This is a genomic window from Brevundimonas sp. ABV4_179 (genome assembly GCF_056311945.1).
Genome location: NZ_CM149976.1, coordinates 3,161,951 through 3,187,114, shown reverse-complemented (window position 1 = coordinate 3,187,114; position 25,164 = coordinate 3,161,951). Strand labels below are relative to the sequence as shown.

The window sequence follows — 25,164 nt, the reverse complement described above, 5'->3', positions numbered from 1 at the left end:
AGGCGCCGAAGCGCGGCCGTGCGCCGCAGTCCATTGACCGCAGGCCCCGATGGACCGACATTGCGGTTCAGGCGTTCCCCGGAGCGCCTGAAAGGATGATCCATGTTCCAGCCTGAACGTCTCGCCACTATCGGTTTCGCCGCCCGCCGCCGTCCCAACGGCCTGGTCGCCTCGGTGATGTGGCTCGCCGGCGTGATCGCGGCCGTCGCCGCCATGGCCGTCGGTGCGGTGCTGGCCGTCTTCACCGCCGCTGCGGTGGCGGTGATCGCCCTGTTCGCGGGGGTGCTGGTCTTCCTGGTCGGTCTGGTGATGCGGACCCGGCGCACCATGACGCCGCGCCGCCGCGCCGGCGATCCCGACCTGATCGAGGCGCACAAGGTGGACGGCGCCTGGGTCGCCTATGGGTGGGAACGCAACGGCCGCTGAGGCCACGCCTTCATGATCGCCTTCATCGACGCGCCTTCGCCCAACTTCGACGCGCGCCGTGCGCCGCCCGACATGCTGGTGCTCCACTATACGGGGATGCAAACGGGCGAGGCGGCCCTGGCGCGCCTGCGCGATCCCGAGGCCAAGGTCTCGGCTCATTATCTGGTGGAGGAGGACGGCCGCATCTTCCAACTCGCGCCAGAAGAACGCCGCGCCTGGCACGCCGGTCGCGGCGTCTGGCAGGGCCAAGACGACTGCAACGCCGCCTCCATCGGCATCGAGATCGTCAATCCCGGCCATGAGTTCGGCTATCGCGACTTCCCCGAAGATCAGGTCGCGGCCGTCATCGCCCTGATCGGCGACATCCGCAGCCGCTGGACCATCCCCGACAACCGCATCATCGGCCATTCCGATCTGGCGCCGGACCGCAAGGAAGATCCCGGAGAACGCTTCCCCTGGAAACGTCTGGCCGAGGCTGGCCACGGCCTGTGGTTCGAACCGGCCCCCGAGCGTATCCAGGCCTTGGGCGGCCTGTTGCAGAAAGGGGATCAGGGGATCGGCGTCATCGTCCTGCGCGCCGGTCTGCATCGCCTGGGCTACGGGCTGAAGCCCGGCGGCGATTATGATGCGGATGCCGAAACCGCCGTCCGCGCCTTCCAGCGTCACTGGCGCCCCAGCCGGATCGACGGCGTCGCCGACGGCGAAACCCGCGCCCGCCTTGTCGGCCTGCTTCAACTCGCCAGCGCCGAAAGCGTGACGGGCGTGCTGGATTGACCTTCGGCCCGGTTACGCGCATCTAGCGCGCGCCAGACGGCTGGGCGGTCGCGGCGGGACTTGATCCCGTCGAGGAAAGTCCGGGCTCCACGGTGAAGAGGCGGCGGATAACTTCCGCCCGGGGCGACCCGAGGGATAGCGCCACAGAAAGCAAACCTCCGGCCTTGCGAGGCCGGTAAGGGTGAAAGGGTGGGGTAAGAGCCCACCGCGTGCCTGGCAACAGGGACGGCATGGCAAGCCCCGCCTGGAGCAAGACCAAATAGGGACATCGCGCGGGCTCGCTCGCGGGGTTCACCGCCTCAGATGTCCGGGTAGGTCGCGAGAACCGATCAGCAATGGTCGGTCCAGAGGAATGATCGTCGCCGCTTTTCGGAGCGGAACAAAACCCGGCTTACAGGCCGTCTGGCATATTTTCCCTGGGCCTGTCGGCCCTCGGCCTGTCTGGGTTCGCACGCCTGTTGCTCTGCTGTGGTCCGTATTCGGATTATCCCCGCATTTCAGCGTTCTGATGGCGCATGCGCGGTCCAGCGCTCGTTAACCTGTTGTCTCTCCAACGAAGGTTAGAACGCTTCACAGGCTGTGAATACTTAAGATGTTCTATGTATGTTCCGCTTCTATGAGCGTGTTCAGGTGGCCACATGTCAAAACATGGTTAAATCTTGGTCTCGATCCCATTGAGGCCCATTTCGTCCCATGCTATCCCAATATCATGATTTGGGGCTGAAAGGCGGGCGCGGCGGGCGTTCGTCAGGCATCTAGGGACGGGCCGGAAGGGTCCGATTGGGCAGGGCGTGTTTCTCTCGACCTATGAGAAGCAGCTGGACGGCAAGCGCCGTCTCCTGATCCCCAACGATTTCCGCACGGCCGAAAACGGCGCGGCCGGCGGCGTTTTCATCTTCCCCTCTATCGAGGCCGACTGCCTGGAAGCGGGCGGCGACCGCCTGTTCGCCGTCTATGCCGAAATGATCGAGGCTCTGCCGTTCGGGTCCGAAGAGCGTTCTGCCTTGGAGTGGCAGGTCATGGGCGAGCAGGTGCGTTTGGCCTATGATTCCGGCGGTCGCATCACCCTGCCGGAAAGCCTGTGCGCCGAGGCGGGTCTGGACGACACCGTCGTCATCGTCGGCCTGAACGACCGTTTCCAGATCTGGTCGCGCGAGAAATGGGCGGCCCGCCGCGCCGAACAACGCGCCCTGGCCAAGGCCGGCATGGCCCAGATCGGCGCCCTGAAGCTGCAGGCCCAGATGAAGCTGGCGGGAGGTGGGGCGTGATTGACGCTCCGCACGCCCCCGTCCTGCTGGCCGAGGTGATCGAGGCTCTGTCGCCCGCGCCCGGCGATGTGATGATCGACGCCACCTTCGGCGCCGGCGGCTATACCCGCGCCATCCTGAAGTCCGGCGCCCAGGTGATCGGACTGGATCGCGACCCGACGGTCCAGCCGCACGCCGAGGCGGTCGCCAATGACTTCCCCGGTCGGTTCCAACTGATCCGCACCCCCTTCTCGGGTCTGGCGCAAGCCTTCGCCGACAGCGGCGAGGCCCAGCTGGACGGCGCCGTGTTCGACATCGGCGTGTCCTCCATGCAGCTGGATCAGGCCGAGCGCGGCTTCTCCTTCATGCGCGACGGTCCGTTGGACATGCGGATGTCCGACGACGGCGCAACCGCAGCCGACATCGTCAACACCTGGGATCACGGCCCCCTGGCCCACATCTTCAAACTGTATGGCGAAGAGCGTCAGTCGGGCCGGGTCGCCACCGCCATCCTGCGCCGGCGCGTCGAACAACCCTTCACCCGGACCCTGGATCTGGCCGAGGTCGTCGAAAAGGCTCTGGGCGGTCGTCGCGGCGCGCCGATTCATCCTGCGACCCGGGTGTTTCAGGCCCTGCGCATCGCGGTGAATGACGAACTGGGCGAACTGGAGCGCGGGCTGGAGGCGGCCGAGGCGACCCTGGCGCCCGGCGGCCGTCTGGCCGTCGTCACCTTCCATTCGCTGGAAGACCGCATCGTCAAGGCCTTCCTGACGGAGCGCACCGGCAATGCGCCCGCCGGTTCGCGCCACGCGCCCATGGCCGTCGATCCGCGCAAGCCCAGCTTCACGCTTCGGTTCAAGGGCGCGCGCGAGGCGGGCGACGAAGAGCGTTCGACCAATCCCCGCGCCCGCTCGGCGAAGCTGCGCGCGGCCATCCGAACCGACGCCCCGGCCTGGGGCGGGATTTCCGGGAAGGCTGCGGCATGACCACGGCGCCCTTCTTCACCTATTCCCGCTCGGCCCTTCAGCGCCTGTTCGACTGGAAGGTGCGCGGCGTGCGCTGGGTCGAGATCATCGGTGTGGCTCTGGTCGCGATCATGATCGTGTCGGTCTATGCCGCCAAGGCGGCCGCCGCGCGCGAAAGCAGCCGCATCGCCCAGCTGGAGCAGGACATCCGCGAGAACGGTCAGCGTGTCCGCCTGTTGCGGGCTGAGGTCGCCCGACTGGAGCAGCCCGCCCGGCTGGAGGCCCTGTCGCGCCAGATCGGCATGGCCCCGGTCGACGTCCACCGCCAGGCGGGGGAGGGGCAGTTGACCGCCCTGAAGCCAGCCGCCGCCGCCAAGCCGGCCGCCGCCCCTGCCGCGACGCCCGCCGCCCCCGCGATCGCCGACGACGCCGCGCCCGCGCCCGCTCATGAGACGCAGCAATGAGCGTTCAGGACCATCGCTATCACCGCCCCGCGCCGGGTGGCGACTTCCAGGAGCGGTTGCAGGGCCGTCTGTCGCCGTTCTGGCGCTGGCTGTCCGAGCTGGTCTGGAGGCTGGAGCATGGGTTCGAACGCGCCCGCGCCGACGCCCGGCCGGAAGAAGACACGCGCGTCCGCATCTTCCTGATCATGATCGTCTTTTCGTGCGTCTTCGCTGGGCTGGCGCTGGGCGCGTCCTATAAGGCGCTGCTGGCCCCCGGCGGCGGGCGCGGCGCCGGCGCCAATCCCGACGCCCTCGTGCGCGGCGATCTGACGGATCGCAACGGCGAACTGCTGGCCACCAACATCGTCCACTACGGCCTCTATATAGATCCGGCCGAGATCTGGGATCGCGACCTGGCCTATCGCCAGCTGCGCCGCGCCCTGCCGCGTATCTCCAGCGACCGGCTGAAGCGTGTCCTGGCCGGTGATCGCCGCCTGATCGCCCTGACCGGCCTGACGCCTCAGGAAAAGGCCGCCGTCCACGACCTGGCTCTGGGCGGCGTCACCTTCGAGCCCGAGGATCGCCGCGCCTATCCGCTGGGAACCTCGGCCGTCCACCTGATCGGCGACGCCGACACGGGCGGGCAGGGGGTGTCCGGCGCCGAACTGGCCTTCAACGACGAAATCCGCGCGGCGGGCCAGCGGGGCGAGACCTTCCCCCTGTCCATCGACCTGCGCGTTCAGGGCGTGCTGGAAAACGAACTGGCCGCCGCAGCGATCAAGGCCCAGGCCAAGGGCGCGGTGGGCATCGTCACCGACGTCCAGACCGGCGAGGTGCTGGGCATGGCCTCCTGGCCGACCTTCAACTCGGCCAATCGCGGCGCGGCGCCCGATGGCGCGACGCTGAACCGCGCCGTCTCGGGCCACTATGAAATGGGCTCGGTGTTCAAGACCTTCACCGTCGCCGCCGGTCTGGACACCGGCCGGGCCGACATGAACACCCTGTTCGACGCCTCCCAGGCCTTCCAGATCGGCGACCGCAAGATCAAGGACTTCCACGCCCAGAACCGGGTGATGACCCTGGAGGAAGTCTATCTGCACTCCTCCAACATCGGCACCTCGCAACTGGCGGTGCAGATGGGGCCGGACGTGATGCGCAGCTATTTCCAGCGGCTGGGCCTGCTGGACCCCGCCAGGATCGAGCTGAAGGAATCGGCCAAGCCTGTCGTGCCGCGCCGCTGGGACAATTCGACCCTGGCGTCGCTGTCGTTCGGCTATGGCATCATGATCACCCCGGCCCAGATGATACAGGCCATGGGCGCCCTGACCAACGGCGGGCGGATGATCCCGTTGAGCCTGCGCAAGGGCGGGGCGCGCGGCGTCCAGCCCCAGCAGGTCGTCACCGAAGAGACCTCGCGCACCATTCTGGACCTGATGCGCCGCAATGTGGTCAAGGGTTCGGGCGGCTTCGCCGATGCGCCCGGCCTGCGCGTGGGCGGAAAGACCGGCTCGGCCAACAAGCTGGTCGGCGGCCGCTACGACCCCAGCCACGCCCTCGGCTCCTTCGCGGCGGTCTTCCCAGTCGATGGTCCGCTGAACGGCAAACGCTACGCCATCCTGATCGTGATGGACGAGCCGGGGACCTATCCCAAGACCGGCGCCTATGTCGCCGCCCCGGCTGTGCGCAACATCGCCGACCGCATCGCCGGTTTCCTGGGCGTGGAACGGCGCGAGGACCGCTGGCGCACCGCCATGGGCGAGAAGGTTCCCGCCTATCAGGACGTGGCGGGGGACGGGCTGTGAGCGCGCTTCACCTGTCCGACCTGCTGCGCCGCGACGTAGCCTCCGATCCCGTCATCACCGGCGTCACCGCCGACAGCCGCAAGGTCGCGCCCGGCGCCCTGTTCGTCGCCCTGCCGGGATCGGCCGCCGACGGCCGCGCCTTCATACCCCAGGCCCTGGCCCAGGGCGCCGCCGCCGTCCTGGCCCCCGCCGACACCCCCGATACGGCGGCGCCGGTCCTGGTCACGTCCGGCGACGTGCGCCGCGCCTACGCCATCGCCGCGCGCGGATTCTACGGCGCCCAGCCCAAGACCTGCGTCGCCGTGACCGGCACCAACGGCAAGACCTCGGTCGCCGCCTTCTGCCGCCAGCTGTGGGCGGGCGTCGGGCACAAGTCGGCCAGCATGGGCACCCTGGGCGTCGTCGGTCAGAAGGGCGACAAGACCTACGCCCTGACCGGCCCCGGCCTGACCAGCCCCGACGCCGCCGAGGCCGCCCGCCTGATGGCCGAACTGGCCAGGAAGGACGTGACCCATGTCGCGCTGGAGGCCTCGTCCCACGGCATCGACCAGCGCCGGCTGGACGGTGTGGCGCTGAAGGCCGCCGCCTTCACCAACCTGACCCAGGATCACCTCGATTATCACGGCACGATGCAGGATTATCGCGCCGCCAAGATGCGTTTGTTCGAGACCCTGCTGCCGCGCGGCCGCACCGCCGTCCTGAATGCCGATTCCGACGCCTATTCCGCCTTCGCCTCGGCCTCCATAATGGCGGGTCTGGGCGTGATGGCGGTGGGCGAGCGGGGCCGCGACCTGACCCTGATCGGGCGCCAGGCGACGCCGGAGGGGCAGCGCCTGACCCTGGACGTGCGCGGCCAGGTCCGCGACATCCTGCTGCCTCTCGCCGGCGCCTTCCAGGCCTCCAACGCCCTGGTGGCGGCGGGGCTGTGCATCGCGGCGGGCGACGACCCCGACGCTGTTATCGGCGCGCTGGAGGGGCTGACGGGCGCGCAGGGCCGACTGCAACGCATCGGCGCCGAGACTGGGCGGGGCGAGGTCTATGTCGATTACGCGCACACGCCAGACGGGCTGGAGACGGTGCTGAACGCTCTGCGGCCCCATGCGACCGGCCGTCTGATCGCGGTATTCGGCGCGGGGGGCGACCGGGATCGCGGCAAGCGGCCCCTGATGGGCGCCATCGCCGGCCGTCTGGCGGACGTCGCCATCGTCACCGACGACAATCCCCGCTCCGAAGACCCCGCCGCCATCCGCGCCGAGGTGCGCGCCGCCTGCCCCGACGCGCTGGAGATCGGCGACCGCCGCGCCGCCATCGCCGCCGCCGTCGAAATGATGCGCGAAGGGGATGTGGTGGTCATCGCCGGAAAAGGGCATGAACAGGGGCAGATCGTCGCGGGCGTGACCCACCCCTTCGACGACGCCACCGTCGTCTCCGAGGCCCTGTCCCTTTATGCCTGACGCCATCGCCCGCCCGCTCTGGACGGCCGCCGAAGTCGCCGCCGCCACGGGCGGCGTGCTGCACGGCGACAACCGCCCGATCATGGGCGTCACCTACAACAGCCGCGAGATCGCGCGCGGCGACCTGTTCCTGGCGCTGAAGGGCGCCCGCGACGGGCATGAGTTCGCCGCTGACGCCTTCGCCGCCGGGGCAGCCGCCGCCCTGGTCCAACATCCGGTCGAGGGCGGGCCCTGCATCGTCGTCCCCGATACGCTGCACGGCCTCGAAGCGCTGGGCGTCGCCGCCCGCCAACGCGCGCCCCAGGTGAAGCGCGGCGCCGTCACCGGCAGCGTCGGCAAGACCAGCGTGACCCAGGCGATCAAGGCGGGACTTGATCTGGCGGGCCCGGCGCATGGCTCGATCAAGAGCTACAACAACCATATCGGCGTGCCGCTGACGCTGGCGCGGATGCCGGTCGAGACCCAGCGCGCCGTGTTCGAAATCGGCATGAATGCGCCGGGCGAAATCGCGCCGCTGTCCAGATTCGTGGCGCCGCACGCGGCCTGCGTCACCACCGTCGGCCCAGTCCATATCGAGGCCTTCGCCGATGGCGAAGCCGGGGTCGCGCGCGAGAAGGCGGCCATCTTCCAGGGCCTGGTGCCCGGCGGGACTGCGGTGGCCAATGGCGATGTCGCCTTCGCCGGCGTGCTGGCCGAGGCCGCCCGTGCTGTGAACGCCCGTCTCGTCGTCTTCGGAACCCAGGCTGGCTGCGACGCCCGCTTGATGGACTTCCGCCCGGACGCGGAGGGCGCGACCGTCACCGCGGAACTGTTCGGCCGGCCGCTGCAATACCGCCTGGCTCAGTCGGGCGCCCACTGGGGCCTGAACAGCGTGTGCGTCTTGGCCATGCTGGACGCGCTGGACGTGCCGCTGGAGACGGGTCTCAAGGCCCTGGCCGACTTCCAGCCGCTGGCAGGCCGGGGTCAGACACGCCAGGTCGCCCTGGTCGACGGCGCCTTCACCCTGATCGACGAAAGCTACAACGCCAATCCCCTGTCGATGACCGCAGGGTTCAAGAGCCTGGGCGCCCGCGCCGTGTCGGGCCGCCGCGTCGTGGTTCTGACCGACATGCTCGAACTGGGCGACCAGAGCCGCAGCCTGCACGAGGGCCTGGCCGGTTCCATCGACGCGGCTGGCCTTGATCTGGTCCACGCCGCCGGGCCGCAAATGCGTTGGCTCTACGACGCCCTGCCGGTGTCGCGTCGCGGCCTTTGGCGCGAGACCGCCGCCGAACTGGCCGCCGAAGCCGCCATTCTGGTCGCGCCCGGCGATGTCGTCATGGTCAAGGGATCGAACGGCTCCAAGGCTTCGCTGGTCGCCAAGGCCCTGGCGGATCTGCAAGGCCGCGACACGGCGCCCGCGACGCGATAGGGGACACCCATGTTTTACCTGCTCTACCTCTATTACGCCGACATCGCGCACCAGTATCCGCTGCTGAACCTGGTCCAGTATCAGACGGTGCGGATGGCCCTGGCCCTGGCGACGGCCATGATCGTGGCCGTCGCCATGGGCAGCCGCTTCATCAACTGGATCCGCGCCAAACAGGGCCGGGGCCAGCCGATCCGCGACGACGGCCCCGTCAGCCACCTGTCCAAGGTCGGCACCCCCACCATGGGCGGGCTGATGATCCTGGCCGGCATCGGCGTGGCCGTGCTGCTGTGGGGCGACCTGACCAACCCCTATATCTGGATCGTCAGCCTGGTCACCGCCGCCTTCGGCGTGCTGGGCTTCATCGACGACTACGCCAAGGTCACCAAACAGACCTCGGCCGGCCTGACGTCAAAGCAGAAGTTGCTGGCCCAGACCGTCGTCGCCGTGGTCGCCGGCGTCCTGACCGTTCTGTGGATGACCGTCTCGCCCACCTCGCCGGGGCTTGAGACGTCCATCGCATTCCCCTTTTTCAAGGCGGTGCTGCTGAACATCGGCTGGTTCTATGTGGCCTTCGCCGCCTTCACCATCGTGGGCTTCTCCAACGCCGTGAACCTGACGGACGGTCTGGACGGTCTGGCCACCGTGCCGGTGATGATGGCGGCGGGCGCGTTCGGGGTGATCTCGTATCTCGCCGGCAACTTCGTCTTCGCCCAGTATCTGCAGATCCACCACGTCCCCGGCGCCGGCGAACTGGCCATCTTCTGCGCCGCCATGATCGGCGGGGGCGCGGGCTTCCTGTGGTACAACGCCCCCCCGGCCAAGATCTTCATGGGCGACACCGGCTCGCTGGCCCTGGGCGGGGCGCTGGGCGCCATCGCCGTCATGACCAAGCACGAGCTGGTCCTGGGCATCGTCGGCGGCCTGTTCGTCGCCGAGGCCGCCTCGGTCATGATCCAGGTCGGCTATTACAAGCTGACCAAGAAGCGCATCTTCCTGATGGCGCCGGTCCACCACCATTTCGAGAAGATGGGCTGGCCGGAGTCCACCGTGGTCATCCGCTTCTGGATCATCGCCGGCGCCCTGGCCCTGATCGGCCTGTCGACGCTGAAACTGCGTTGATCCGATGATCGCCGTTCCCGGTTTCGAGGGCAGGCGGGTCGCGGTCTTCGGCCTGGGACGGTCGGGGATCACGGCCGCGCGCGCGCTCCAGGCGGGGGGCGCCATCCCCATCCTGTGGGACGACGGCGTTTCGGGCCGGACGCAGGCCGAGGCGGAAGGCTTCCAGGTCGAGGACCTGACCGCCGCCGACTGGTCCGGTTTCGCCGCCCTGATCCTGTCGCCTGGCGCGCCCCTGACGCACCCGAAGCCGCACTGGACCGTCGATCGCGCGCGCGAGGCCAGCGTGCCGGTGATCGGCGATATCGAACTGTTCGCCCGCGCCCTGGCCGCCCGGCCTGCAGATCAGCGCGCCCGCGTCGTCGCCATAACCGGCACCAACGGCAAGTCCACCACCACCGCCCTGATCGGCTGGGTGCTGAAGTCCGCCGGCCTGACGGTCCATGTCGGCGGCAATATCGGAATCGGCGTTCTGGCCCTGCCCGAGCCGACGCCGGACGCGGTCTATGTCATCGAGGTCTCCAGCTACCAGCTGGACCTGACCACGACCTTCGCCCCCGACGTTGCGATCCTGACCAACATCAGCCCCGACCACCTGGACCGCCACGGCGGCATGGAGGGCTATGTCGCCGCCAAGGCGCGCATCTTCGCGGCCCAAGCGCCTGACGCGGTGGCGCTGATCGGCGTGGACGAGGATTGGGGGCAGGCGATCGCGTCCGGCCTGAATTCCCGCGTCATCACGATTTCCTCCGCCGCTCATCCCCGCGAAAGCGGGGACCCAGTCCTTTCGCACGGGCAGGGCGCCGCGGATCACGAGCGGACCTCCCTAGACACGCCGGAAAGCCCACAGAACTGGGTCCCCGCTTTCGCGGGGATGAGCGGTATCGAGGCTGTGCCGGGCGCGATCCGAGCCGAGGGCCGAACCCTCGCCGACCTCGCGCCCGCCCGTTCCTTGCCCGGCCGGCACAACGCCCAGAACGCCGCCTTCGCCTATGCCGCCGGCCGGGCGCTGGGCGTCTCCCATGCCGCCGCCGTCAAGGGCCTGTTGACCTTCCCTGGCCTGGCTCACCGTATGGAGACGGTGGCTCAGGTCGGCGCCGTGCGCTTTATCAACGACTCCAAGGCCACCAACGCCGACGCCGCGCGTCAGGCCCTGGCCAGCTATCCATCCGTTTTCTGGATCGCCGGCGGCGTGCCCAAGGCCGGCGGCATCGAAGATTTGGCCGACCTCTTCCCGCGCATAACCAAAGCCTATCTGATCGGCCAGGCGGCGCCCGCCTTCGCCAAGACCCTTGGCGACACGCCTCACGTCATCACCCAGACCCTGGACGCCGCCGTCGCCGCCGCGGCCGCCGACGCTGCCGCAGCGGGGGGAGACCAGTTCGTCCTGCTGTCGCCCGCCTGCGCCAGTTTCGACCAGTTCGCCGACTTCGAGGCGCGGGGCGAGGCCTTCCGCGCCGCCGTGCTGAACCTGACCTCCGTCCCGGAGAGCGCGGCATGAGCGCCCATTACACCCCCGCCTTCTCCCGCAACGATCAGAGCCTGATCGCGCGCTGGTTCTGGACCGTGGATCGCGGGCTTCTGGGCGCGGCTTTGGCCCTGATGGCGCTGGGGGTCTCGCTTAGCTTCGCGTCCAGCCCCGCCGCCATCCTGGCCGACGAATCGATCACAGATCCGTTCCATTATTCCTGGCGGATGATGGTCTTCGCCGGCGTCGGCCTGACGGTCATGCTGACCACCTCGCTGATGTCGCCGCGCGGGGTGCGACGGATCGCGGTTCTGGCCCTGTTCGGCGCCATCGTCGTCATGGCCGCCCTGCCGTTCATCGGCGACACGGTGAAAGGCGCCGCGCGCTGGGTGAACCTGGGGCCGTTCAGCCTGCAACCGTCCGAGTTCGCCAAGCCCGGCCTGATCGTCTTCGCCGCCTGGATGTTCGCCGAGGCGCAGAAGGGACAGGGGGTGCCCGGCGTCACCATCGCCTTCGGCTTCTACGCCCTGACCGTTTGTCTCTTGCTGATCCAGCCGGATATCGGCCAGACTCTGCTGATCACCACCACCTTCATGGCGGTCTTCTTCATGGCGGGTGTGCCGTTCAAATGGATGGCGGTCCTGGCTAGCGCGGGTATGGCGGGGCTGGTCTCGCTCTATTTCGTCTTCGGCCATATGCGCGACCGCCTCAGCCGCTTCTTCTCGCCCGAGACCACCGACACCCACCAGATCGACAGCGCGTCCGAGGCCATCCGCGCCGGCGGCCTGCTGGGTCGCGGGGTGGGCGAGGGGGTGATGAAGCGTCACGTGCCCGACCTGCATACCGACTTCATCTATTCCGTCGGCGCCGAGGAATTCGGCCTGGTCCTCAGCCTGATCATGATCGGCCTTTACGCCTTCATCGTCGTGCGCGGGATGCGCCGGGCGATGAAGCTGACTGATCCGTTCGAACAGACGGCGGCGGCGGGCCTGTTCATGCTGATCGGGCTTCAGGCCTGCATCAATGTGGCGGTGAACCTGAACCTGATCCCGACCAAGGGCATGACCCTGCCGTTCATCAGCTACGGCGGCTCGTCGATGCTGGCCATGGGACTTACCATGGGCTTCGCCCTGGCCCTGACGCGCCGCCGCCCCGGCGCCTACGAGCCGGGGGCCAGCCTGACGATGGGCCGACGGTTGCTGTAGGCGCCATAAAGAGACCGTCACCCTAGGCCTTGTGCCTGGGTCCATAAACTCGGGCTTCACCTTGCACGCACGACTGCTGATGCCGGGCATATGGATCCCAAGCATAAGGCCGGGGATGACGAGAAAGAGTAAATGCGAGACAGGGTCGAAAGCGATCCCATGAATGGAGACCCCATGTCCAAGCTCTGCGTCGTCGCAGCCGGCGGAACCGGCGGCCATATGTTCCCGGCCGAGGCCCTGGCGCGCGAGATGGCGGCGCGCGGCTGGCGCGTGGTGCTGGCGACCGATCATCGCGGCGAACAATACGCCCACGCTTTTCCCGCCGAGGAACGGCTGGCGCTGGACGCGGCCACAGGCTCCGGCCCGCTGGGTCTGGTCAAGGCGGGCGTGGCCATCTTCAAGGGGGTGATTCAGGCGCGTGACGCCTTCGACCGGCTGGGCGCCGATGTGGTGGTGGGCTTCGGCGGCTATCCGTCCGCCCCCGCCCTGGTCGCCGCCGTCACCGCTCAGCGCCCGACGGTGATCCATGAGCAGAACGCCGTGCTGGGCCGCACCAACCGCATCCTGGCCCCCTATGTGAACCAGGTCGCCTCGTCCTTCCCGACGCTGGAGCGGGCGCCCCCCAAGGTGCAGGGCCGTTCGCATGTCGTCGGCTCGCCGGTGCGCGCAGAGATTCGCGCCCTTTTCGACCGTCCCTATCTGGCCCCAGCCAATGACGGCCCGATCCATGTGCTGGTGACGGGCGGCAGCCAGGGCGCGCGCATCCTCTCCGAGACCACCCCACGCGCCCTGGCGGCCCTGCCGGAAGCCCTGCGTCGTCGCCTGAAGGTGCAGCAGCAGTCGCGCCCCGAGACGCTGGAGGCCGCCCGTCAGATCTATCTGGAGGCCGGGATCGAGGCCGAGGTCGCGCCCTTCTTCCGCGACATGGCCGAACGGCTGGCCAAGGCCCATCTGGTCGTGGGCCGCTCCGGCGCCTCGACCTGCGCCGAACTGGCCGTCGCCGCCCTGCCGTCGGTCCTGATTCCGCTGAAGATCGCCACCGACGACCATCAGCGCCTGAACGCCAAGGCCCTGACTGACGCCGGCGCGGCCGAGGTCATTTTGGAAGACGACCTGACCGTCGAACGCCTGTCTTCGACCCTGGCCGCCGTGCTGTCCGATCCGCAGCGGCTGTCGGCCATGTCCGCCGCTGCCCGATCCGTCGCCATCCCCGACGCCGCCCAACGCCTGGCCGACCTGACCGAGGCGACTGCCGCCTCGCGCTAAAGGTCAACCGTTCAGCTTGTGGCGCGTTAGCTTCCCCATGCCCCCCGAGATCATCGCCCTGACCCGCCAAGTCCGCGCCCTGTGGCATCGGTTCGACTGGCTGCCCGAATGGGCGGTGACTAGCCTGGTCCTGCTGGTCTTCGTCGGCGGGGGCTGGCTGACGCACAAGATCGCCTTCGCCATCCTGCGCCGCATGGTCAGGAAGAAGGACGTCTTCTGGCGCGGCGTGGTCGAGCGGGCGCGGATCAAGCTGCGGGTCCTGATCATCATCATGGGCGTGGGGTTGGGCGTGACCGTTTCGCCGATGGACCCCGTGCCCTCGGCCGACATTCGTTCGGTGCTGCTGTTCCTGTTCATCCTGACGCTGGGCTGGCTGGCGTCGGGGGTGCTGGACATGTGGTCCGTCATGCACCTGAAGCGGTACAATATCGCCGTCGAGGACAATCTGCTGGCCCGGAAGCACCTGACCCAGACCCGCATCCTGCAGCGGGTGGCAAAGGTGATCCTGTTCATCGTCACGGTCGGCCTGGCCCTGATGACCATCGCCGGCTTCCGTCAGTGGGGCGTCAGCCTGCTGGCCTCGGCCGGGGTCGTCGGCATCATCGCCGGCCTGGCGCTCCAGCCCATCCTGACCAACATGGTCGCCGGCATCCAGATCGCCCTTACCCAGCCCATCCGCATCGACGACGCCGTCATCGTGGAGAAGGAGTGGGGCAATGTGGAGGAGATCACCGCCACCTATGTGGTGGTCAAGCTGTGGGACTGGCGCCGGATGGTGCTGCCCCTGTCCTACTTCATCACTACGCCCTTCCAGAACTGGACACGCGAGAACGCCCGCCTGATCGGCGTGGCCTTCTTCTACGTCGACTATGAAGCCCCGATCGACCGGCTGCGCACCGCCTTCGAGGGTATCGTCAAGGCGTCCCAGCACTGGGATGGCGACGTTCAGGTGATGCAGGTCACCGACATCACCGAGCGCGTGCTCCAGGTCCGTTGCCTGGCCAGCGCCCGCTCCGCCGGGGTGGCGTTCGACCTGCGCTGCGAAATCCGCGAGAAACTGATGGCCTATATGCGCGATCACTGCCGCGAGGCCCTGCCGCGCGATCGTCTCGAATGGCCACAGGGCGCCGAAAAGGGCCTTAGTCCGCCAGAGCCGCCTGGCCTCGCCTGATCGCCTCGTCCAACGTCAGGGTCTCGGCGGGCTTATTAGGCGCGCAGGCCGCGGCCAGCAGTTCGGCGGCGTCGCCGCCGGGAGCGGCGGGATAGGCGGGGGCCGGGTCAGGCGTGGCGGGGCCTTCGGTTTCGTCGGCGCGCAGCGAGGCGAAGTCCAGCCGATCCGCCGTCATCGCCCGGCAATCGAAGGCCCAGCGCGACCAGCCGCCGACATAGACGACGTCGCCGACCTTGAAGCCGGTCTCGGCGACCTGAAGTTCGCGCATACGGGCGATGTCGCCTTCGCGCTCCATGGAGGTCACATCGGCGTAGATGGCGAAACGACCGACGCCGACAGGCGCGAGAGCGGGGGCGGGATCGGCCAGCAGGGCCAGTATCAGGGCGATCATGCGACCAGGGTCTCGGCTTGATGCAGGTCCACGCTGACCAGTTGGCTCATGCCGCGTTCGGGCATGGTGACGCCGTACAGGCGGTCCATTCGGCTCATGGTGACGGGGTTGTGGGTGATGACGATGAAGCGGGTGTCGGTGCGCGACCGCATCTCGTGCAGCATCCGGCAGAAGCGGTCGACGTTGGCGTCGTCCAGCGGGGCGTCCACCTCGTCCAGCACGCAGACGGGCGCCGGGTTGGCCAGGAAGACGCCGAAGATCAGGGCCGCCGCCGTCAGGGCCTGTTCGCCGCCGCTCATCAGCGACATGACCGACAGCCGCTTGCCGGGCGGGCAGGCGTAGATCTCAAGTCCCGCCTCCAGCGGATCGTCGCTCTCGACCAGCTTCAGCTCGGCCTGACCGCCGCCGAACAGGGCCTCGAACAGGGTCTTGAAGTTGGTGTTGATGACGTCGAACGCCGCCACCAGACGCTCGCGGCCCTCGGCGTTCAGTTCGTCGATGCCGTCGCGCAGCTTGGCGATCGCCTGGGTCAGGTCGATGCGTTCGGACTTCATGCTGTTCAGCCGGTCGCCATATTCCACCGCCTCGTCTTCGGCGCGCAGGTTGACGGCGCCCAGGGCCTCGCGCTCGCGCTCCAGCCCGTACAACAGGTTCTCGGCCCCGGCCGCGTCGGGCGGACGGGCGATGGCGTCGTCGGTCAGCTTCTGGCCCAGCTCCTGCGGCGACATCTGCGCCGTTTCGCGCAGGGTGGTCTCGGCCTCGGTCAGCTTCTCGGCGGCGGCCTCGGCGCGGGCGGCCAGACCGGCGCGGGCCTCGCGGGCTTGCGCGGCGGCGGCGTCTGCGGCGCGGCTGGCGCGGTCGGCGTCGCCCGCCGCCGCATCGGCCAGAGCCATGGCGTCGGACGCCGCCTGTTTGCGCTGTTCGGCGGCGGTCAGCGCGTCCAGCAGTTTGCCCCGCTGTTCGGCGAAGCCCTGAGGCGCGATTTCGGCCTGTTTCAACAGGGCTGCGGTCTTGTCGGCGTCCTTCGTCAGGGCGGCGATACGGACGGCGCTGTCCTTTGACCGGCTCACCCAGCCGTCGCGGGCGCGGGTCAGGCCGCCCAGCCTCTGTTCGCGGCCCTGACGGTCACGGGCCTCCGCGTCGCGGTCGGAACGAGCGGTCTGGGCGGCGGTGCGGGCGGTGTCCGCGGCGGCGCGGGCGGCGGTCAGTTCGTTCCGCAGACCGGCGATCGTCTCGGACGGGGCGTCGGTGGTCTGGGCGGCGTCCAGAGCAGTTTGGGCCTCCGCGACCTCGGCGGCCAGCCGGGTCACGGTGTCGTCCAGGGCCTGCGCCCGCGCCTCGCGTCGGGCCTGATCGCGGGCCAGGGTTTCGACCCGGTCGCGGGCTCCGGTCACGGCCTTGTCGGCGGCGAAGGGTTTGAGCCGGGCGGCCTTGACCGCCTCCTCGGCGGCGCGGAAGGCGTCGGTGGCGGACTTCTGCTGGCCTTGCGCCTGTTCCAGCGCGGGCTTGCCCTTGTCGATCTCGGCCTCCAGTTCGGCCAGTCGGGTGCGCTGGGCCAGACGCACGGCGGCGGGGCGCGGCGCCTCGGCGCGGCTGACGAAGCCGTCCCAGCGGTAGAGGTCGCCCTCGGTCGTCACCAGACGCGCGCCGGGCGGCAGGGTCTCAGCCAGTTTCGCCGCATCGGCCTTGGGCGCAACGCCGCACAGGGCGAGGCGCGCGGTCAGTTGATTCGGCGCCTGCACATAGGCCGACAGGGGCGTGACGTCCGTAGGCCATGTCGGGGAGGGAGCCTCTGCGCCTCGCCAATAGACGGCGGCGCGAGCGTCCAGCGCGGCGTCCAGATCATCGCCCAGAGCGGCGGCCAGAGCGGCCTCATAGCCCTTGTCGGCGCGCACCTTGTCCAAGGCTGGCGGATGGTCGCGCTTGCCCGTCACCAGCAGTTGGGCCAGACCCCGCGCCTCGGTCTGCAGACGGCCCAGACGATCCTCCGCCGCGCGAGCGGCGGTGCGGGATTCCTGTTCGGCGCGGGCCAGTTCGCCGCGTTTGGTCTCTGCCGTTTCGACGGCTTCTCGGGCGGCGGCCAGATCGGCCTGGGCGGTCTCCAGCGCCTGACGCGCCGTATCCAGTTCAGGTGTTTCAAGCGGGCCCAGAGCCTCGCGTTCGCGCCGGGCCTGATCGTGCTGGCCGCTGACGCGCGACAGCCGGGCCTCGGCGTCGCGTTTTCTGGCCGTCTCGGCGTTGGCGCGGGCCTCGACGGCGGCAAGCGTGCCGGCCAGACGTTCGACCTCGGCGTCGGCGGCCTTGCGGGCGTCCTCCGCAGCCAGCAGCGTCTTGTCCAGTTCGGGACCGCGTTCCGGGGCGGCGGCGATCTCGGCCTTCAGCCGGGCCAGTTCGTTGTCCAGCCGGTCCAGTTCGCGTTTGGCGTCGGCGGCCATGCCCTCTTCGCGCGCGGCGTCGGCCGCGATACGGGCGGCCTCGGCCTTCAGTCGGTCGACCTCGGCGCGGGCGGCCTGTTCGGCCATGTCCAGCCGGTCGCGCTCCAGACTGGCGCGGTGCAGCAAGGCCGAGGCGACGGCGTCCTCCTCGCGCGCGGGTTTCAAGGCTTCCTGAGCGGCCAGGGCGGCGGTCTGGGCGGCGGCGGCGGCGGTCGTCGTCTCAGCCACGGTCGCATCCGCTGCGCGCAGTTCGGCGGCCGCCGCCTCGGCCGCCAGCCGGGCGTCGTTCCAGCGGACGAACAGCAGGGCAGCCTGAAGGGCGCGGATCTCGGCGCTAATCTTCTTATACTTCTCGGCCTGACGGGCCTCGCGCTTCAGGCGGTTCAGCGCGGTTTCCAGTTCGCGGCCGATGTCGTCGAGGCGTTCCAGATTGGTCTCGGCGGCCTTCAGGCGCAACTCGGCCTCATGCCGACGGGTGTGCAGACCGGCGACCCCGCCCGCCTCTTCCAGAATGCGGCGGCGGTTCTGGGGCTTGGCGGCGATCAGTTCGCTGATCTGTCCCTGGCGCACCAGGGCGGGGGAGTTGGCGCCGGTCGAGGCGTCGGCGAACAGAAGCTGCACGTCTCGCGCGCGCACCTCCTTGCCGTTGATGCGGTAGGTCGAACCCTGGCCCCGGTCGATACGGCGCGACACCTCCAGAATGGGACTGTCGGTGAAGGGCTGGGGCGCGCGGCGTTGGGCGTTGTCGATGGTCAGGCTGACTTCGGCGTGGCTGCGCGGGGGACGGCCCGCCGCGCCCGCAAAGATGACGTCATCCATGCCTTGGCCGCGCATGGCCTTGGCCGAGTTGGCGCCCATGACCCAGCGCAGGCTTTCAAGGACGTTGGACTTGCCGCAGCCGTTTGGTCCGACCACGCCGGTCAGGCCGGATTCGATCTGGACCTCCGCCGCGTCGACGAAGGACTTGAAGCCGACCAGCCGGAGCCGCTGGAACTGCATCGGCCTAGAGCGTCACCGGCGCAGCAGCGGGTCGACGGCGGCCGACAGGGCGTCCAGCGAATGGTCCGCGACCAGCGTCCCGTTGACGAACAGGGTCGGCGTACCGGTCACGCCCGCCGCCTCCGCGCCGGCGATTTGGGTCTCCAGCGCCGTGCGGGTGGCGGGGGCCTGGAGACAGGTCTCGATTTCGGCGCGGGTCCGGCCGCTGGCGGAGACGCCGGCGGCGAACCAGGGTTGAGCCCCGGTCGTGGCCAGGTTCGCCTGATCGCGCATGAAGACCGAGGCGACGTCGAAATACTTGCCCGGCGCGGCGCACAAGGCGACAGCGGCCGCTGCGGCCGCGACATTGGCCGGCTGCGTCGGCAGGTTGCGATGAACCAGCCGGACCTTGCCCGTGTCGATGTATTTGGCCTTGAAGGCCGGCAGCACCGTGTTGTGGAAGTCCGCGCAATGCGAGCAGGTGAAGGAGGCGTATTCGATCACCGTCACCGGCGCATCCGCCCGGCCCAGGACGTGATCCTGGGCCGTGACGGGAGGCGGCGCCTCAGCCGCGAACGACGCCGACGCCGCGCCCATCGACAGGGCGGCGGCGAAGGACAGGGCCAATACGGCGCGGCGGATCATCGGCGTCGCCTTACTTGGCCAAGGCGGCGTCGATGGCGGTGGACAGATCGGCCAGGCTGGCGCCCTCGCCGCCGGGGGTCAGGATCTGCTGGTCGTTGACGTAAAAGGCCGGGGTGCCGGTCACGCCCTGGGTGCGGGCGAACTGGACGCGCTTCTCCATGGCGGCGACGGCCTCCTTGTCGGTCACGCAGTCGTTGAACTGCTGCTCGGATAGACCGGCCGCCTGGGCGGTCCGCAGCAGCCAGTCGCGCGGCGAGGAGGTCAGCATTTCCTGCTGGGTCGCCATCAACTGGTGGACCACGTCGAAATACTTGTCCTTGCCGGCGCAGCGCGCGACCAGGAAGCCGGCGGTGGCGGCGTCGACCGGCGGGGTCGGCAGCTCGCGGAAGATATAGCGGACCTTGTTGGTGTCCACATATTTGGCCTTGAATGCGGGCCAGGTGTTCTTCTGCCACAGGGCGCAGTGGGGGCAGGTGACAGAGGCGTATTCGACCACCGTGACCTTGGCGCCGTCCGGCGCGCCCAGGCTCATGTCGCCCTCGGCTGCGCTCTTGGCCCCGCCGCACGCCGCCAGGGCCATGGTCGCCAGGGCGGCGCCGGTGATGGCCGCTCGGCGGCTCATGCGGGCGAAACGGGATTCAGTGTCGGCCATGGGATTTCCTCGGTCGGATCATTGGCGAATGGCGGCGCGATTCCCCGGAATGGCGCAACCCTGAACTAGTCGAGAACAGGTGCGGCGAAGTTTTGTCAATCCTGCCTGTCGGTGCGCGAGAGCGCGACGCGGCCCAGGCGGGCCAGGGCGGCGCGCAACTCTTCCGGCGCGGCGGCGATTGAGGCGGCTAAATCGGCCTCGGCCTGGGCGGGCAGGGGGGCGGGCTTGGCGTTGCGTTTCGGGCGGGCGGCGGCCTCCTTCAGCGGGGCGACCGGACCCTGGGCGATGCGAAGCCGATCCACCGATCCGGCGCCCAGGAACAGATTAACGCGGGCCAATATGTCCTGGGACTGGTGCTGCACCAACAAGGCGGCGGCGCCGGCGACGCGCAACTCCAGCACGCCGGGCGCTCCGCCCTTGCCCGTGGTCAGCTTCTGGGGGCGGGTGACGCGGGCCAGGCGGTCGCCGACGATCTCGCGCCAGCGCGGCTCCAGGGCGCCCGCGCCGCGCCCGAACTGGGCGTCCAGCTTCTTGATCAGCGGGGTCAGCGCCTTGCCCGCGCGGGGCGCGGGGCGCGGCGCCGGGCGGGTGCGGCGGCGAGAAAGGATCTCGCGAACCTCGGCGTCTGTGGGCAGGGCGCGGCGCATGGGCCTATATAGCGCGATCCCATGGCCGACGTCTCTCCCGACATCTTGTTGATCCGCGCCCGGCTCCTGGCCTGGTACGACGCAAATGCGCGCAGCCTGCCGTGGCGGGCGGCCGTGGGCGCGGCGCGGACAGCGCCTTACCGCGTCTGGCTGTCGGAGGTGATGCTGCAGCAGACGACGGTGCCGCACGCCACGCCCTATTTCCACGCCTTCACCACGCGCTGGCCCACGGTTGCGGACCTGGCGGCGGCCGACGATGCGCAGGTGATGGGGGCTTGGGCCGGGCTGGGCTACTACGCTCGTGCGCGCAACCTCTTGGCCTGCGCGCGGGCGGTGGCGGGCGAGCATGGCGGGGTCTTCCCCGACACGGAGGCTCGGCTTCTGGCCCTGCCGGGGGTGGGCGCCTATACGGCCGCCGCCGTCGCGGCCATCGCCTTCGACAGGGCGGCCAATGTGGTGGACGGCAATGTCGAGCGGGTCATGGGGCGGCTGTTCGCCGTCGAGACCCCGGTTCCGGCCGCGCGCCCTGAACTGCGGCGGCTGGCGGGGCTGTTCGTCGCCGATGAACGGCCGGGGGATTGGGCGCAAGCCTTGATGGACCTGGGGGCGACCGTCTGCCGACCCAAGTCGCCGTCGTGCGAGGTCTGCCCGGTGTCCGACCAATGCCGGGGTCGGGCGACAGGCGAGCCGACGCGGTTTCCGGTCAAGACCAAGAAGGCGGACCGCCCGCACCGCCGGGGCATGGCCTATGTCGTGTTCGACGACCAGGGCCGGGTGGCGGTGGAGACGCGCCCGGACAAGGGGCTGCTGGGCGGAATGCTGGGCCTGCCGACAAGCGGCTGGGCGGCCGACGAACCGTCCGGTCCGCCGCCTGTGCCGGCGGACTGGCGCACGGCCGGGGCGGTGGAGCACGTCTTCACCCACTTCAGCCTGACCTTGACGGTGATGACGGCGCAAGGGGCGACGCCACACGCGACGTGGCGCTGGATGTCGGTCGAGGCGGCGCGTGCAGCCTTGCCCACCGTATTCGCCAAGGCGCTGGACCGCGCCGGTGCGCCGGACCTGTTGGGCTGATCGTCTAACGCAGGGTGCGGATTGCGACCTTGCCGGTCTTGTGATGGGGGATCACGACGGCGCGGCCTTCCAGGTGCTGGATGTTCAGATCGACGACGGAGGCGCCGACTTCCAGTCCGGTGATCTTCAAACGATCCAGACCGGCGGGCAGCACCGGATCGGCCAGATCGACCGTCTCGTTCCAGGCGTCGATGGACAGGCCCAACGTCGCCTGAAGCATCAGGAAGACCGAACCAGCGGCCCAGGCCTGGGGAAGGCAGGCGACCGGATAGGCGATGGGCGGCTCGCCCGGCGTGCGCGGGAAGCCGCAGAACAGTTCCGGCAGTCGCAGGTGGAAGTGGGCGGCGGCGGCGTAGATCTCGGCCAGGATTTCGGCGACCGCGTCACGCTCGCCATAGTTGGCCATGCCGGCGGCGGCCATGGCCGTGTCATGGGGCCAGACCGAGCCGTTGTGGTAGCTCATTGGATTGAACCGGGCCTGGCCGACCTCCAGCGTGCGGATGCCCCAGCCGGTGCGGAACTCTGCCGTCAGCAGGCGTTTGCTAACGCGCCGCGCGCGTTCCAGCGACGGCAGGCCGGTGAACAGCAGATGGCCGGCGTTCGAGGCGATGGCGCGGCATTGCTCCCCGTCGCCGTCCAAAGCGACGGCGTAGAAGCCCTCGTCCTCCATCCAGTATTTGTCCTCGACCAGGGCGCGGACCTGTTCGGCGCGCATCCGCCATTCGGGCGCGCGGTCGTCGTGCAGCCGCTCGCCCAGGTCGCCCAGCGCCTTCCAGGCGGCGTAGGCGTAGCCCTGGACCTCCAGCAGCGCGATGGGGCCTTTCGGGAAGCGACCGTCGGCGTGGAAGATGGAGTCTTCCGAGTCCTTCCAGCCCTGATTGGACAGGCCGGTGTCGGCGCCGCGTTGATAGTCGATCAGGCCGTCGCCGTTGCTGTCGCCATAGTCGCGCATCCAGTTCGCGGCGGCGATCAGATTGGGCCAGAGCTTGCGGATCAGGTCCAGATCGCCGGTCCGGTTGGCGTAGGCGCCGGCCAGGGCGACGAACAGGCACGTGGTGTCGACCCCGCCGTAGTAGAGGCCGAACGGCACCTCGTGCAGGGCGCTCATCTCGCCGCCGCGCGTCTCGTGCATGATCTTGCCGGGCTGGCTGTCCTGATAGAGCGATGTCTCGGTCGCCTGCCGGCTGGCCAGATAGGTCAGCACCCCCCTGGCCAGCGACGGGTCCAGCCACAGCATCTGCCAGGCGGCGATGATGCCGTCGCGCCCGAACGGGGTCGAGAACCAAGGGGTGCCAGCGTAGGGATAGGGGCCGGTCGGCAGGTCGGTGGTCAGCAGGGCCATGTCGGCGCGCGACTGATCCAGCCAGTCGTTGAAGCGCGGGCTGCGGGGGCCGCGCACAGAGGCGCCGCGCCGACGTTTCGCGCGCATGGCCAGCCGCGCCTGGATGGCGTTCAGCCGCCAGCGCCGTTCGTCCGGGGCCTCGCAGGAATCCACGCCGCACTCGATATAGAGATCCAGGGTCCGGCCCTTGGGCAGGCTGAACATGAACTCGGCGCGCTGATGCGTGAGCCGGGCCGGCGGCTCGGAAAAGGCCAGGCAAGACAGGCGTTCGACGTCATCCAGCCCGGTATAGCGGAAGGTGACGCGCCGCCCGTCTGTGGTGGGGGTATGGATGGCGCCGCGCTTGGCTCGCGGCGTGCCGCGCACCTGGAAGATGTCGGCGAAGTCGGCGCCGAAATCGAAGGCCAGGGGCAGCAGGATGTCCTCCACCCCGTGGTTGACCATCTGCACCCGTTCGAACATCCGCCGGCCCCACAGGAAGCGGCGACGCTCGATATGCAGCACGCCGGCCGGCGCCGACCGGCCGCCCATCGGGGGCAGGGGACGGTTGGTGGTGTGGCACGAGAAGAAGACGTTGTCCTGGCTGACGCCCGACGACAGGCGCGACGGCTTCAGCAGGCCCACGGTCATGGTCCAGCGCGAAAGGACGCGCGTGTCGTTGGCGAACAGGCCGTCGGCGCCGCCCTTCATGTCGCCCCAGCCGTCGGCGACCAGGAAGGTGTCGCCGTCCTTCAGCGCCATCAGCTGTTCGAGGCCCGAGGCCTCGACGGATTCGCCAGCGGTCAGCTGGGTGGAATAGGCGTCGTCCATGCGGTCTCTTCCCCGTCGTTGTGAGGCCTTGGCCGAACGTGTCACACCCGAATACGGCGCTGAGGGGCCGCTTGGATGGTCAACTGATGAAGGCGACGCAGGGTTCACCTCCGTCGCCTCTATTTTATTGCAAGATCATGAGGCGCTCGCCCACCGTCGGGCGAAGACGATCAGACCATGGCCGCGAAGCTGCGATCTTCCGCCAGGGGACGCAAAGGCGTGACGACCGTATCGATCGGCGCCTCGGCGAAGGGGCGGCGCGCCAGCAGATCGCCATAGACGTCCAGGTAACGCCGGGCCATGGCGGTGGCCGAAAAGCGCAGGTCGAACCGGGCGCGCACGGCTTCGCGATCCATCAGATGCGCGCGACCGGCGGCGGCGATGGCCTGTTCCATGGTGTCGACAAGGAAGCCGGTGGCGCCGTCCTCGATCACCTCGGGCGTCGAGCCGCAGCGGAAGGCGACGACCGGCGTGCCGCAGGCCATGGCCTCGATCATCACCAGGCCGAAAGGCTCGGGCCAGTCGATGGGGAACAGCAGCGCCTCGGCGCCGCCCAGGAAGGCCGACTTCTGATGATCGCCGATTTCGCCGATGAACTCGATCAGGGGGTTGCCCTCGACCAGCGGCCTGATGGTCTCTTCCCAATAGCGTTTGTCGGCGGCGTCCACCTTGGCGGCCATCTTCAGGCGCTTGCCCAGTTTGGTGGCGATCTCGATGGCGCGGTCGGGCCGCTTCTCTGGCGAGATGCGGCCGAGGAAGGCCAGATAGCCCTCGGATTTCGGAGAGAAGATATATTGTTCGCCCGGCATGCCGTGATGCACGGTCGCCTTCCAATTGGCGAAATGCAGCGGCTTGCGCTGATCGTCGGAGATGGAGACTAGGCCGAACTCGCTCCAGCGCGCATAGACGCCGGGCAGATCTTTCATGTCCAGCCGGCCGTGCAGGGTGGTCAGGGTCTTGTCCGCATACTTCTGGAACAGTGGGAAGTGGATCATGTCGGTGTGGAAGTGGATCACGTCGAACTCTTCGGCGCGGTCCAGAACCTCGCCCAACATGGACATGTGGGCGGCAAGATCGGACTTAAGCGGCGCGGGGTCGAGACGAATGGCCTGATCGCGCACGGGCACCAGACGAGCCTTGGTCTGGGCGTCGGCGCTGGCGAACAGAGTGACGTCGTGGCCCAGATCGACCAAGGCGTCGGTCAGATGGGCGACCACGCGCTCTGTCCCGCCATAAAGCCTGGGCGGGACGGCTTCATACAGCGGGGTGATCTGCGCGATTTTCATGAGGATGCTCCGACACCGCAACGGCGGGCCGTGAACATCAATGTTCTCGCAACTGCGAGGTTCCGCCCTGACTGGCGAATTTTCACAACGGTTTCTGGCAGTTACGGTGAAGCTGAACTCTGATCTCTGTGCGAAATCGTACCCCGGTCCGCTAAG

General features: G+C 69.1%; 21 protein-coding genes and 1 other RNA gene. 15 read left to right on the top strand and 7 right to left on the bottom strand.

Features of this window, described 5'->3' with window-relative positions; genetic code table 11:
- Nucleotides 1-102: 102 nt before the first annotated feature.
- The 14 genes from ACYX4P_RS15660 to ACYX4P_RS15595 all read left to right on the top strand — a co-directional run bounded on the left by ACYX4P_RS15660 (nucleotide 103) and on the right by ACYX4P_RS15595 (nucleotide 14,748).
- Complete coding sequence (locus ACYX4P_RS15660) at nucleotides 103-426, top strand: hypothetical protein (RefSeq protein ID WP_248120305.1); 324 nt, start codon at nucleotides 103-105, stop codon at nucleotides 424-426.
- 12 nt (nucleotides 427-438) lie between these two features.
- Entirely contained in the window at nucleotides 439-1,200 is a 762-nt protein-coding gene (locus tag ACYX4P_RS15655; RefSeq protein WP_248120303.1) for an N-acetylmuramoyl-L-alanine amidase, read from the top strand.
- A gap of 32 nt (nucleotides 1,201-1,232) precedes the next feature.
- An RNA gene (rnpB, locus tag ACYX4P_RS15650) (RNase P RNA component class A) lies at nucleotides 1,233-1,610 on the top strand.
- A gap of 381 nt (nucleotides 1,611-1,991) precedes the next feature.
- Nucleotides 1,992-2,468 carry a division/cell wall cluster transcriptional repressor MraZ gene (locus ACYX4P_RS15645; RefSeq protein WP_248120301.1) on the top strand — a complete coding sequence of 159 codons (477 nt, stop codon included), beginning with the start codon at nucleotides 1,992-1,994 and terminating at the stop codon, nucleotides 2,466-2,468.
- Nucleotides 2,465-3,433 (top strand): 16S rRNA (cytosine(1402)-N(4))-methyltransferase RsmH, encoded by a 969-nt coding sequence (gene rsmH, locus ACYX4P_RS15640; RefSeq protein ID WP_248120300.1) that lies wholly within the window; start codon nucleotides 2,465-2,467, stop codon nucleotides 3,431-3,433. The genes ACYX4P_RS15645 and rsmH overlap by 4 nt, the downstream gene beginning before the upstream one ends.
- A complete protein-coding gene (gene ftsL, locus ACYX4P_RS15635; RefSeq protein ID WP_248120298.1) occupies nucleotides 3,430-3,876 on the top strand; it encodes a cell division protein FtsL in 447 nt (148 codons plus the stop codon). The genes rsmH and ftsL overlap by 4 nt, the downstream gene beginning before the upstream one ends.
- Nucleotides 3,873-5,657 (top strand): peptidoglycan D,D-transpeptidase FtsI family protein, encoded by a 1,785-nt coding sequence (locus ACYX4P_RS15630; RefSeq protein WP_248120296.1) that lies wholly within the window; start codon nucleotides 3,873-3,875, stop codon nucleotides 5,655-5,657. Before ftsL ends, ACYX4P_RS15630 begins: the two co-directional genes overlap by 4 nt.
- On the top strand, nucleotides 5,654-7,111 hold the full coding sequence (locus ACYX4P_RS15625) for a UDP-N-acetylmuramoyl-L-alanyl-D-glutamate--2,6-diaminopimelate ligase (RefSeq protein ID WP_248120294.1): 1,458 nt from the start codon (nucleotides 5,654-5,656) through the stop codon (nucleotides 7,109-7,111). Before ACYX4P_RS15630 ends, ACYX4P_RS15625 begins: the two co-directional genes overlap by 4 nt.
- Nucleotides 7,104-8,522, top strand: coding sequence for a UDP-N-acetylmuramoyl-tripeptide--D-alanyl-D-alanine ligase (locus tag ACYX4P_RS15620; RefSeq protein ID WP_312570768.1), 1,419 nt, complete (start codon nucleotides 7,104-7,106; stop codon nucleotides 8,520-8,522). The genes ACYX4P_RS15625 and ACYX4P_RS15620 overlap by 8 nt, the downstream gene beginning before the upstream one ends.
- 9 nt (nucleotides 8,523-8,531) lie before the next feature.
- Nucleotides 8,532-9,641 (top strand): phospho-N-acetylmuramoyl-pentapeptide-transferase, encoded by a 1,110-nt coding sequence (gene mraY, locus ACYX4P_RS15615; RefSeq protein ID WP_248120290.1) that lies wholly within the window; start codon nucleotides 8,532-8,534, stop codon nucleotides 9,639-9,641.
- Nucleotides 9,642-9,645: 4 nt separating this feature from the next.
- Nucleotides 9,646-11,139 carry a UDP-N-acetylmuramoyl-L-alanine--D-glutamate ligase gene (murD, locus tag ACYX4P_RS15610; protein WP_248120288.1) on the top strand — a complete coding sequence of 498 codons (1,494 nt, stop codon included), beginning with the start codon at nucleotides 9,646-9,648 and terminating at the stop codon, nucleotides 11,137-11,139.
- On the top strand, nucleotides 11,136-12,311 hold the full coding sequence (locus tag ACYX4P_RS15605; RefSeq protein ID WP_248120281.1) for a peptidoglycan glycosyltransferase FtsW: 1,176 nt from the start codon (nucleotides 11,136-11,138) through the stop codon (nucleotides 12,309-12,311). The genes murD and ACYX4P_RS15605 overlap by 4 nt, the downstream gene beginning before the upstream one ends.
- A 174-nt stretch (nucleotides 12,312-12,485) precedes the next feature.
- Entirely contained in the window at nucleotides 12,486-13,577 is a 1,092-nt protein-coding gene (murG, locus tag ACYX4P_RS15600; RefSeq protein WP_248120280.1) for an undecaprenyldiphospho-muramoylpentapeptide beta-N-acetylglucosaminyltransferase, read from the top strand.
- Nucleotides 13,578-13,614: 37 nt separating this feature from the next.
- Complete coding sequence (locus ACYX4P_RS15595) at nucleotides 13,615-14,748, top strand: mechanosensitive ion channel family protein (RefSeq protein WP_248120279.1); 1,134 nt, start codon at nucleotides 13,615-13,617, stop codon at nucleotides 14,746-14,748.
- On the opposite strand, the gene ACYX4P_RS15590 is transcribed toward ACYX4P_RS15595, so the two are convergent.
- From ACYX4P_RS15590 to ACYX4P_RS15570, 5 genes are all read right to left on the bottom strand, one after another.
- Nucleotides 14,717-15,139: a hypothetical protein gene (locus tag ACYX4P_RS15590; protein WP_248120278.1), complete on the bottom strand. Its 423-nt coding sequence runs from the start codon at nucleotides 15,137-15,139 to the stop codon at nucleotides 14,717-14,719. The genes ACYX4P_RS15595 and ACYX4P_RS15590 overlap by 32 nt on opposite strands.
- Nucleotides 15,136-18,573, bottom strand: coding sequence for a chromosome segregation protein SMC (gene smc / locus ACYX4P_RS15585; protein ID WP_248120276.1), 3,438 nt, complete (start codon nucleotides 18,571-18,573; stop codon nucleotides 15,136-15,138). The genes ACYX4P_RS15590 and smc overlap by 4 nt, the downstream gene beginning before the upstream one ends.
- A gap of 12 nt (nucleotides 18,574-18,585) precedes the next feature.
- Nucleotides 18,586-19,197 carry a thioredoxin domain-containing protein gene (locus ACYX4P_RS15580; RefSeq protein ID WP_248120274.1) on the bottom strand — a complete coding sequence of 204 codons (612 nt, stop codon included), beginning with the start codon at nucleotides 19,195-19,197 and terminating at the stop codon, nucleotides 18,586-18,588.
- 10 nt (nucleotides 19,198-19,207) lie between these two features.
- Entirely contained in the window at nucleotides 19,208-19,849 is a 642-nt protein-coding gene (locus ACYX4P_RS15575; RefSeq protein ID WP_248120272.1) for a DsbA family protein, read from the bottom strand.
- 95 nt (nucleotides 19,850-19,944) lie between these two features.
- A complete protein-coding gene (locus tag ACYX4P_RS15570; protein ID WP_248120270.1) occupies nucleotides 19,945-20,496 on the bottom strand; it encodes a DUF721 domain-containing protein in 552 nt (183 codons plus the stop codon).
- Between the two features lie 21 nt (nucleotides 20,497-20,517).
- Here ACYX4P_RS15570 and mutY point away from each other — a divergent pair, with 21 nt between their 5' ends.
- Entirely contained in the window at nucleotides 20,518-21,570 is a 1,053-nt protein-coding gene (mutY, locus tag ACYX4P_RS15565; RefSeq protein WP_248120268.1) for an A/G-specific adenine glycosylase, read from the top strand.
- A 4-nt stretch (nucleotides 21,571-21,574) separates the two neighbouring features.
- Here the strand turns inward: mutY and ACYX4P_RS15560 are convergent, their stop codons facing one another.
- Nucleotides 21,575-23,722, bottom strand: a complete 2,148-nt coding sequence (locus tag ACYX4P_RS15560) for an amylo-alpha-1,6-glucosidase (RefSeq protein WP_248120266.1) — start codon at nucleotides 23,720-23,722, stop codon at nucleotides 21,575-21,577.
- Nucleotides 23,723-23,892: 170 nt separating this feature from the next.
- A complete protein-coding gene (locus ACYX4P_RS15555; protein ID WP_248120264.1) occupies nucleotides 23,893-25,008 on the bottom strand; it encodes a glycosyltransferase family 4 protein in 1,116 nt (371 codons plus the stop codon).
- Nucleotides 25,009-25,164: the final 156 nt, after the last annotated feature.

Coding starts and splice junctions, on each gene's coding strand:
- ACYX4P_RS15660 (WP_248120305.1), top strand. CDS start 103: ATGTTCCAGCCTGAACGTCTCGCCACTATCGGTTTCGCCGCCCGCCGC.
- ACYX4P_RS15655 (WP_248120303.1), top strand. CDS start 439: ATGATCGCCTTCATCGACGCGCCTTCGCCCAACTTCGACGCGCGCCGT.
- ftsL (WP_248120298.1), top strand. CDS start 3,430: ATGACCACGGCGCCCTTCTTCACCTATTCCCGCTCGGCCCTTCAGCGC.
- ACYX4P_RS15630 (WP_248120296.1), top strand. CDS start 3,873: ATGAGCGTTCAGGACCATCGCTATCACCGCCCCGCGCCGGGTGGCGAC.
- ACYX4P_RS15620 (WP_312570768.1), top strand. CDS start 7,104: ATGCCTGACGCCATCGCCCGCCCGCTCTGGACGGCCGCCGAAGTCGCC.
- mraY (WP_248120290.1), top strand. CDS start 8,532: ATGTTTTACCTGCTCTACCTCTATTACGCCGACATCGCGCACCAGTAT.
- murD (WP_248120288.1), top strand. CDS start 9,646: ATGATCGCCGTTCCCGGTTTCGAGGGCAGGCGGGTCGCGGTCTTCGGC.
- ACYX4P_RS15605 (WP_248120281.1), top strand. CDS start 11,136: ATGAGCGCCCATTACACCCCCGCCTTCTCCCGCAACGATCAGAGCCTG.
- murG (WP_248120280.1), top strand. CDS start 12,486: ATGTCCAAGCTCTGCGTCGTCGCAGCCGGCGGAACCGGCGGCCATATG.
- ACYX4P_RS15595 (WP_248120279.1), top strand. CDS start 13,615: ATGCCCCCCGAGATCATCGCCCTGACCCGCCAAGTCCGCGCCCTGTGG.
- ACYX4P_RS15590 (WP_248120278.1), bottom strand. CDS start 15,139: ATGATCGCCCTGATACTGGCCCTGCTGGCCGATCCCGCCCCCGCTCTC.
- smc (WP_248120276.1), bottom strand. CDS start 18,573: ATGCAGTTCCAGCGGCTCCGGCTGGTCGGCTTCAAGTCCTTCGTCGAC.
- ACYX4P_RS15580 (WP_248120274.1), bottom strand. CDS start 19,197: ATGATCCGCCGCGCCGTATTGGCCCTGTCCTTCGCCGCCGCCCTGTCG.
- ACYX4P_RS15575 (WP_248120272.1), bottom strand. CDS start 19,849: ATGGCCGACACTGAATCCCGTTTCGCCCGCATGAGCCGCCGAGCGGCC.
- ACYX4P_RS15570 (WP_248120270.1), bottom strand. CDS start 20,496: ATGCGCCGCGCCCTGCCCACAGACGCCGAGGTTCGCGAGATCCTTTCT.
- mutY (WP_248120268.1), top strand. CDS start 20,518: ATGGCCGACGTCTCTCCCGACATCTTGTTGATCCGCGCCCGGCTCCTG.
- ACYX4P_RS15560 (WP_248120266.1), bottom strand. CDS start 23,722: ATGGACGACGCCTATTCCACCCAGCTGACCGCTGGCGAATCCGTCGAG.
- ACYX4P_RS15555 (WP_248120264.1), bottom strand. CDS start 25,008: ATGAAAATCGCGCAGATCACCCCGCTGTATGAAGCCGTCCCGCCCAGG.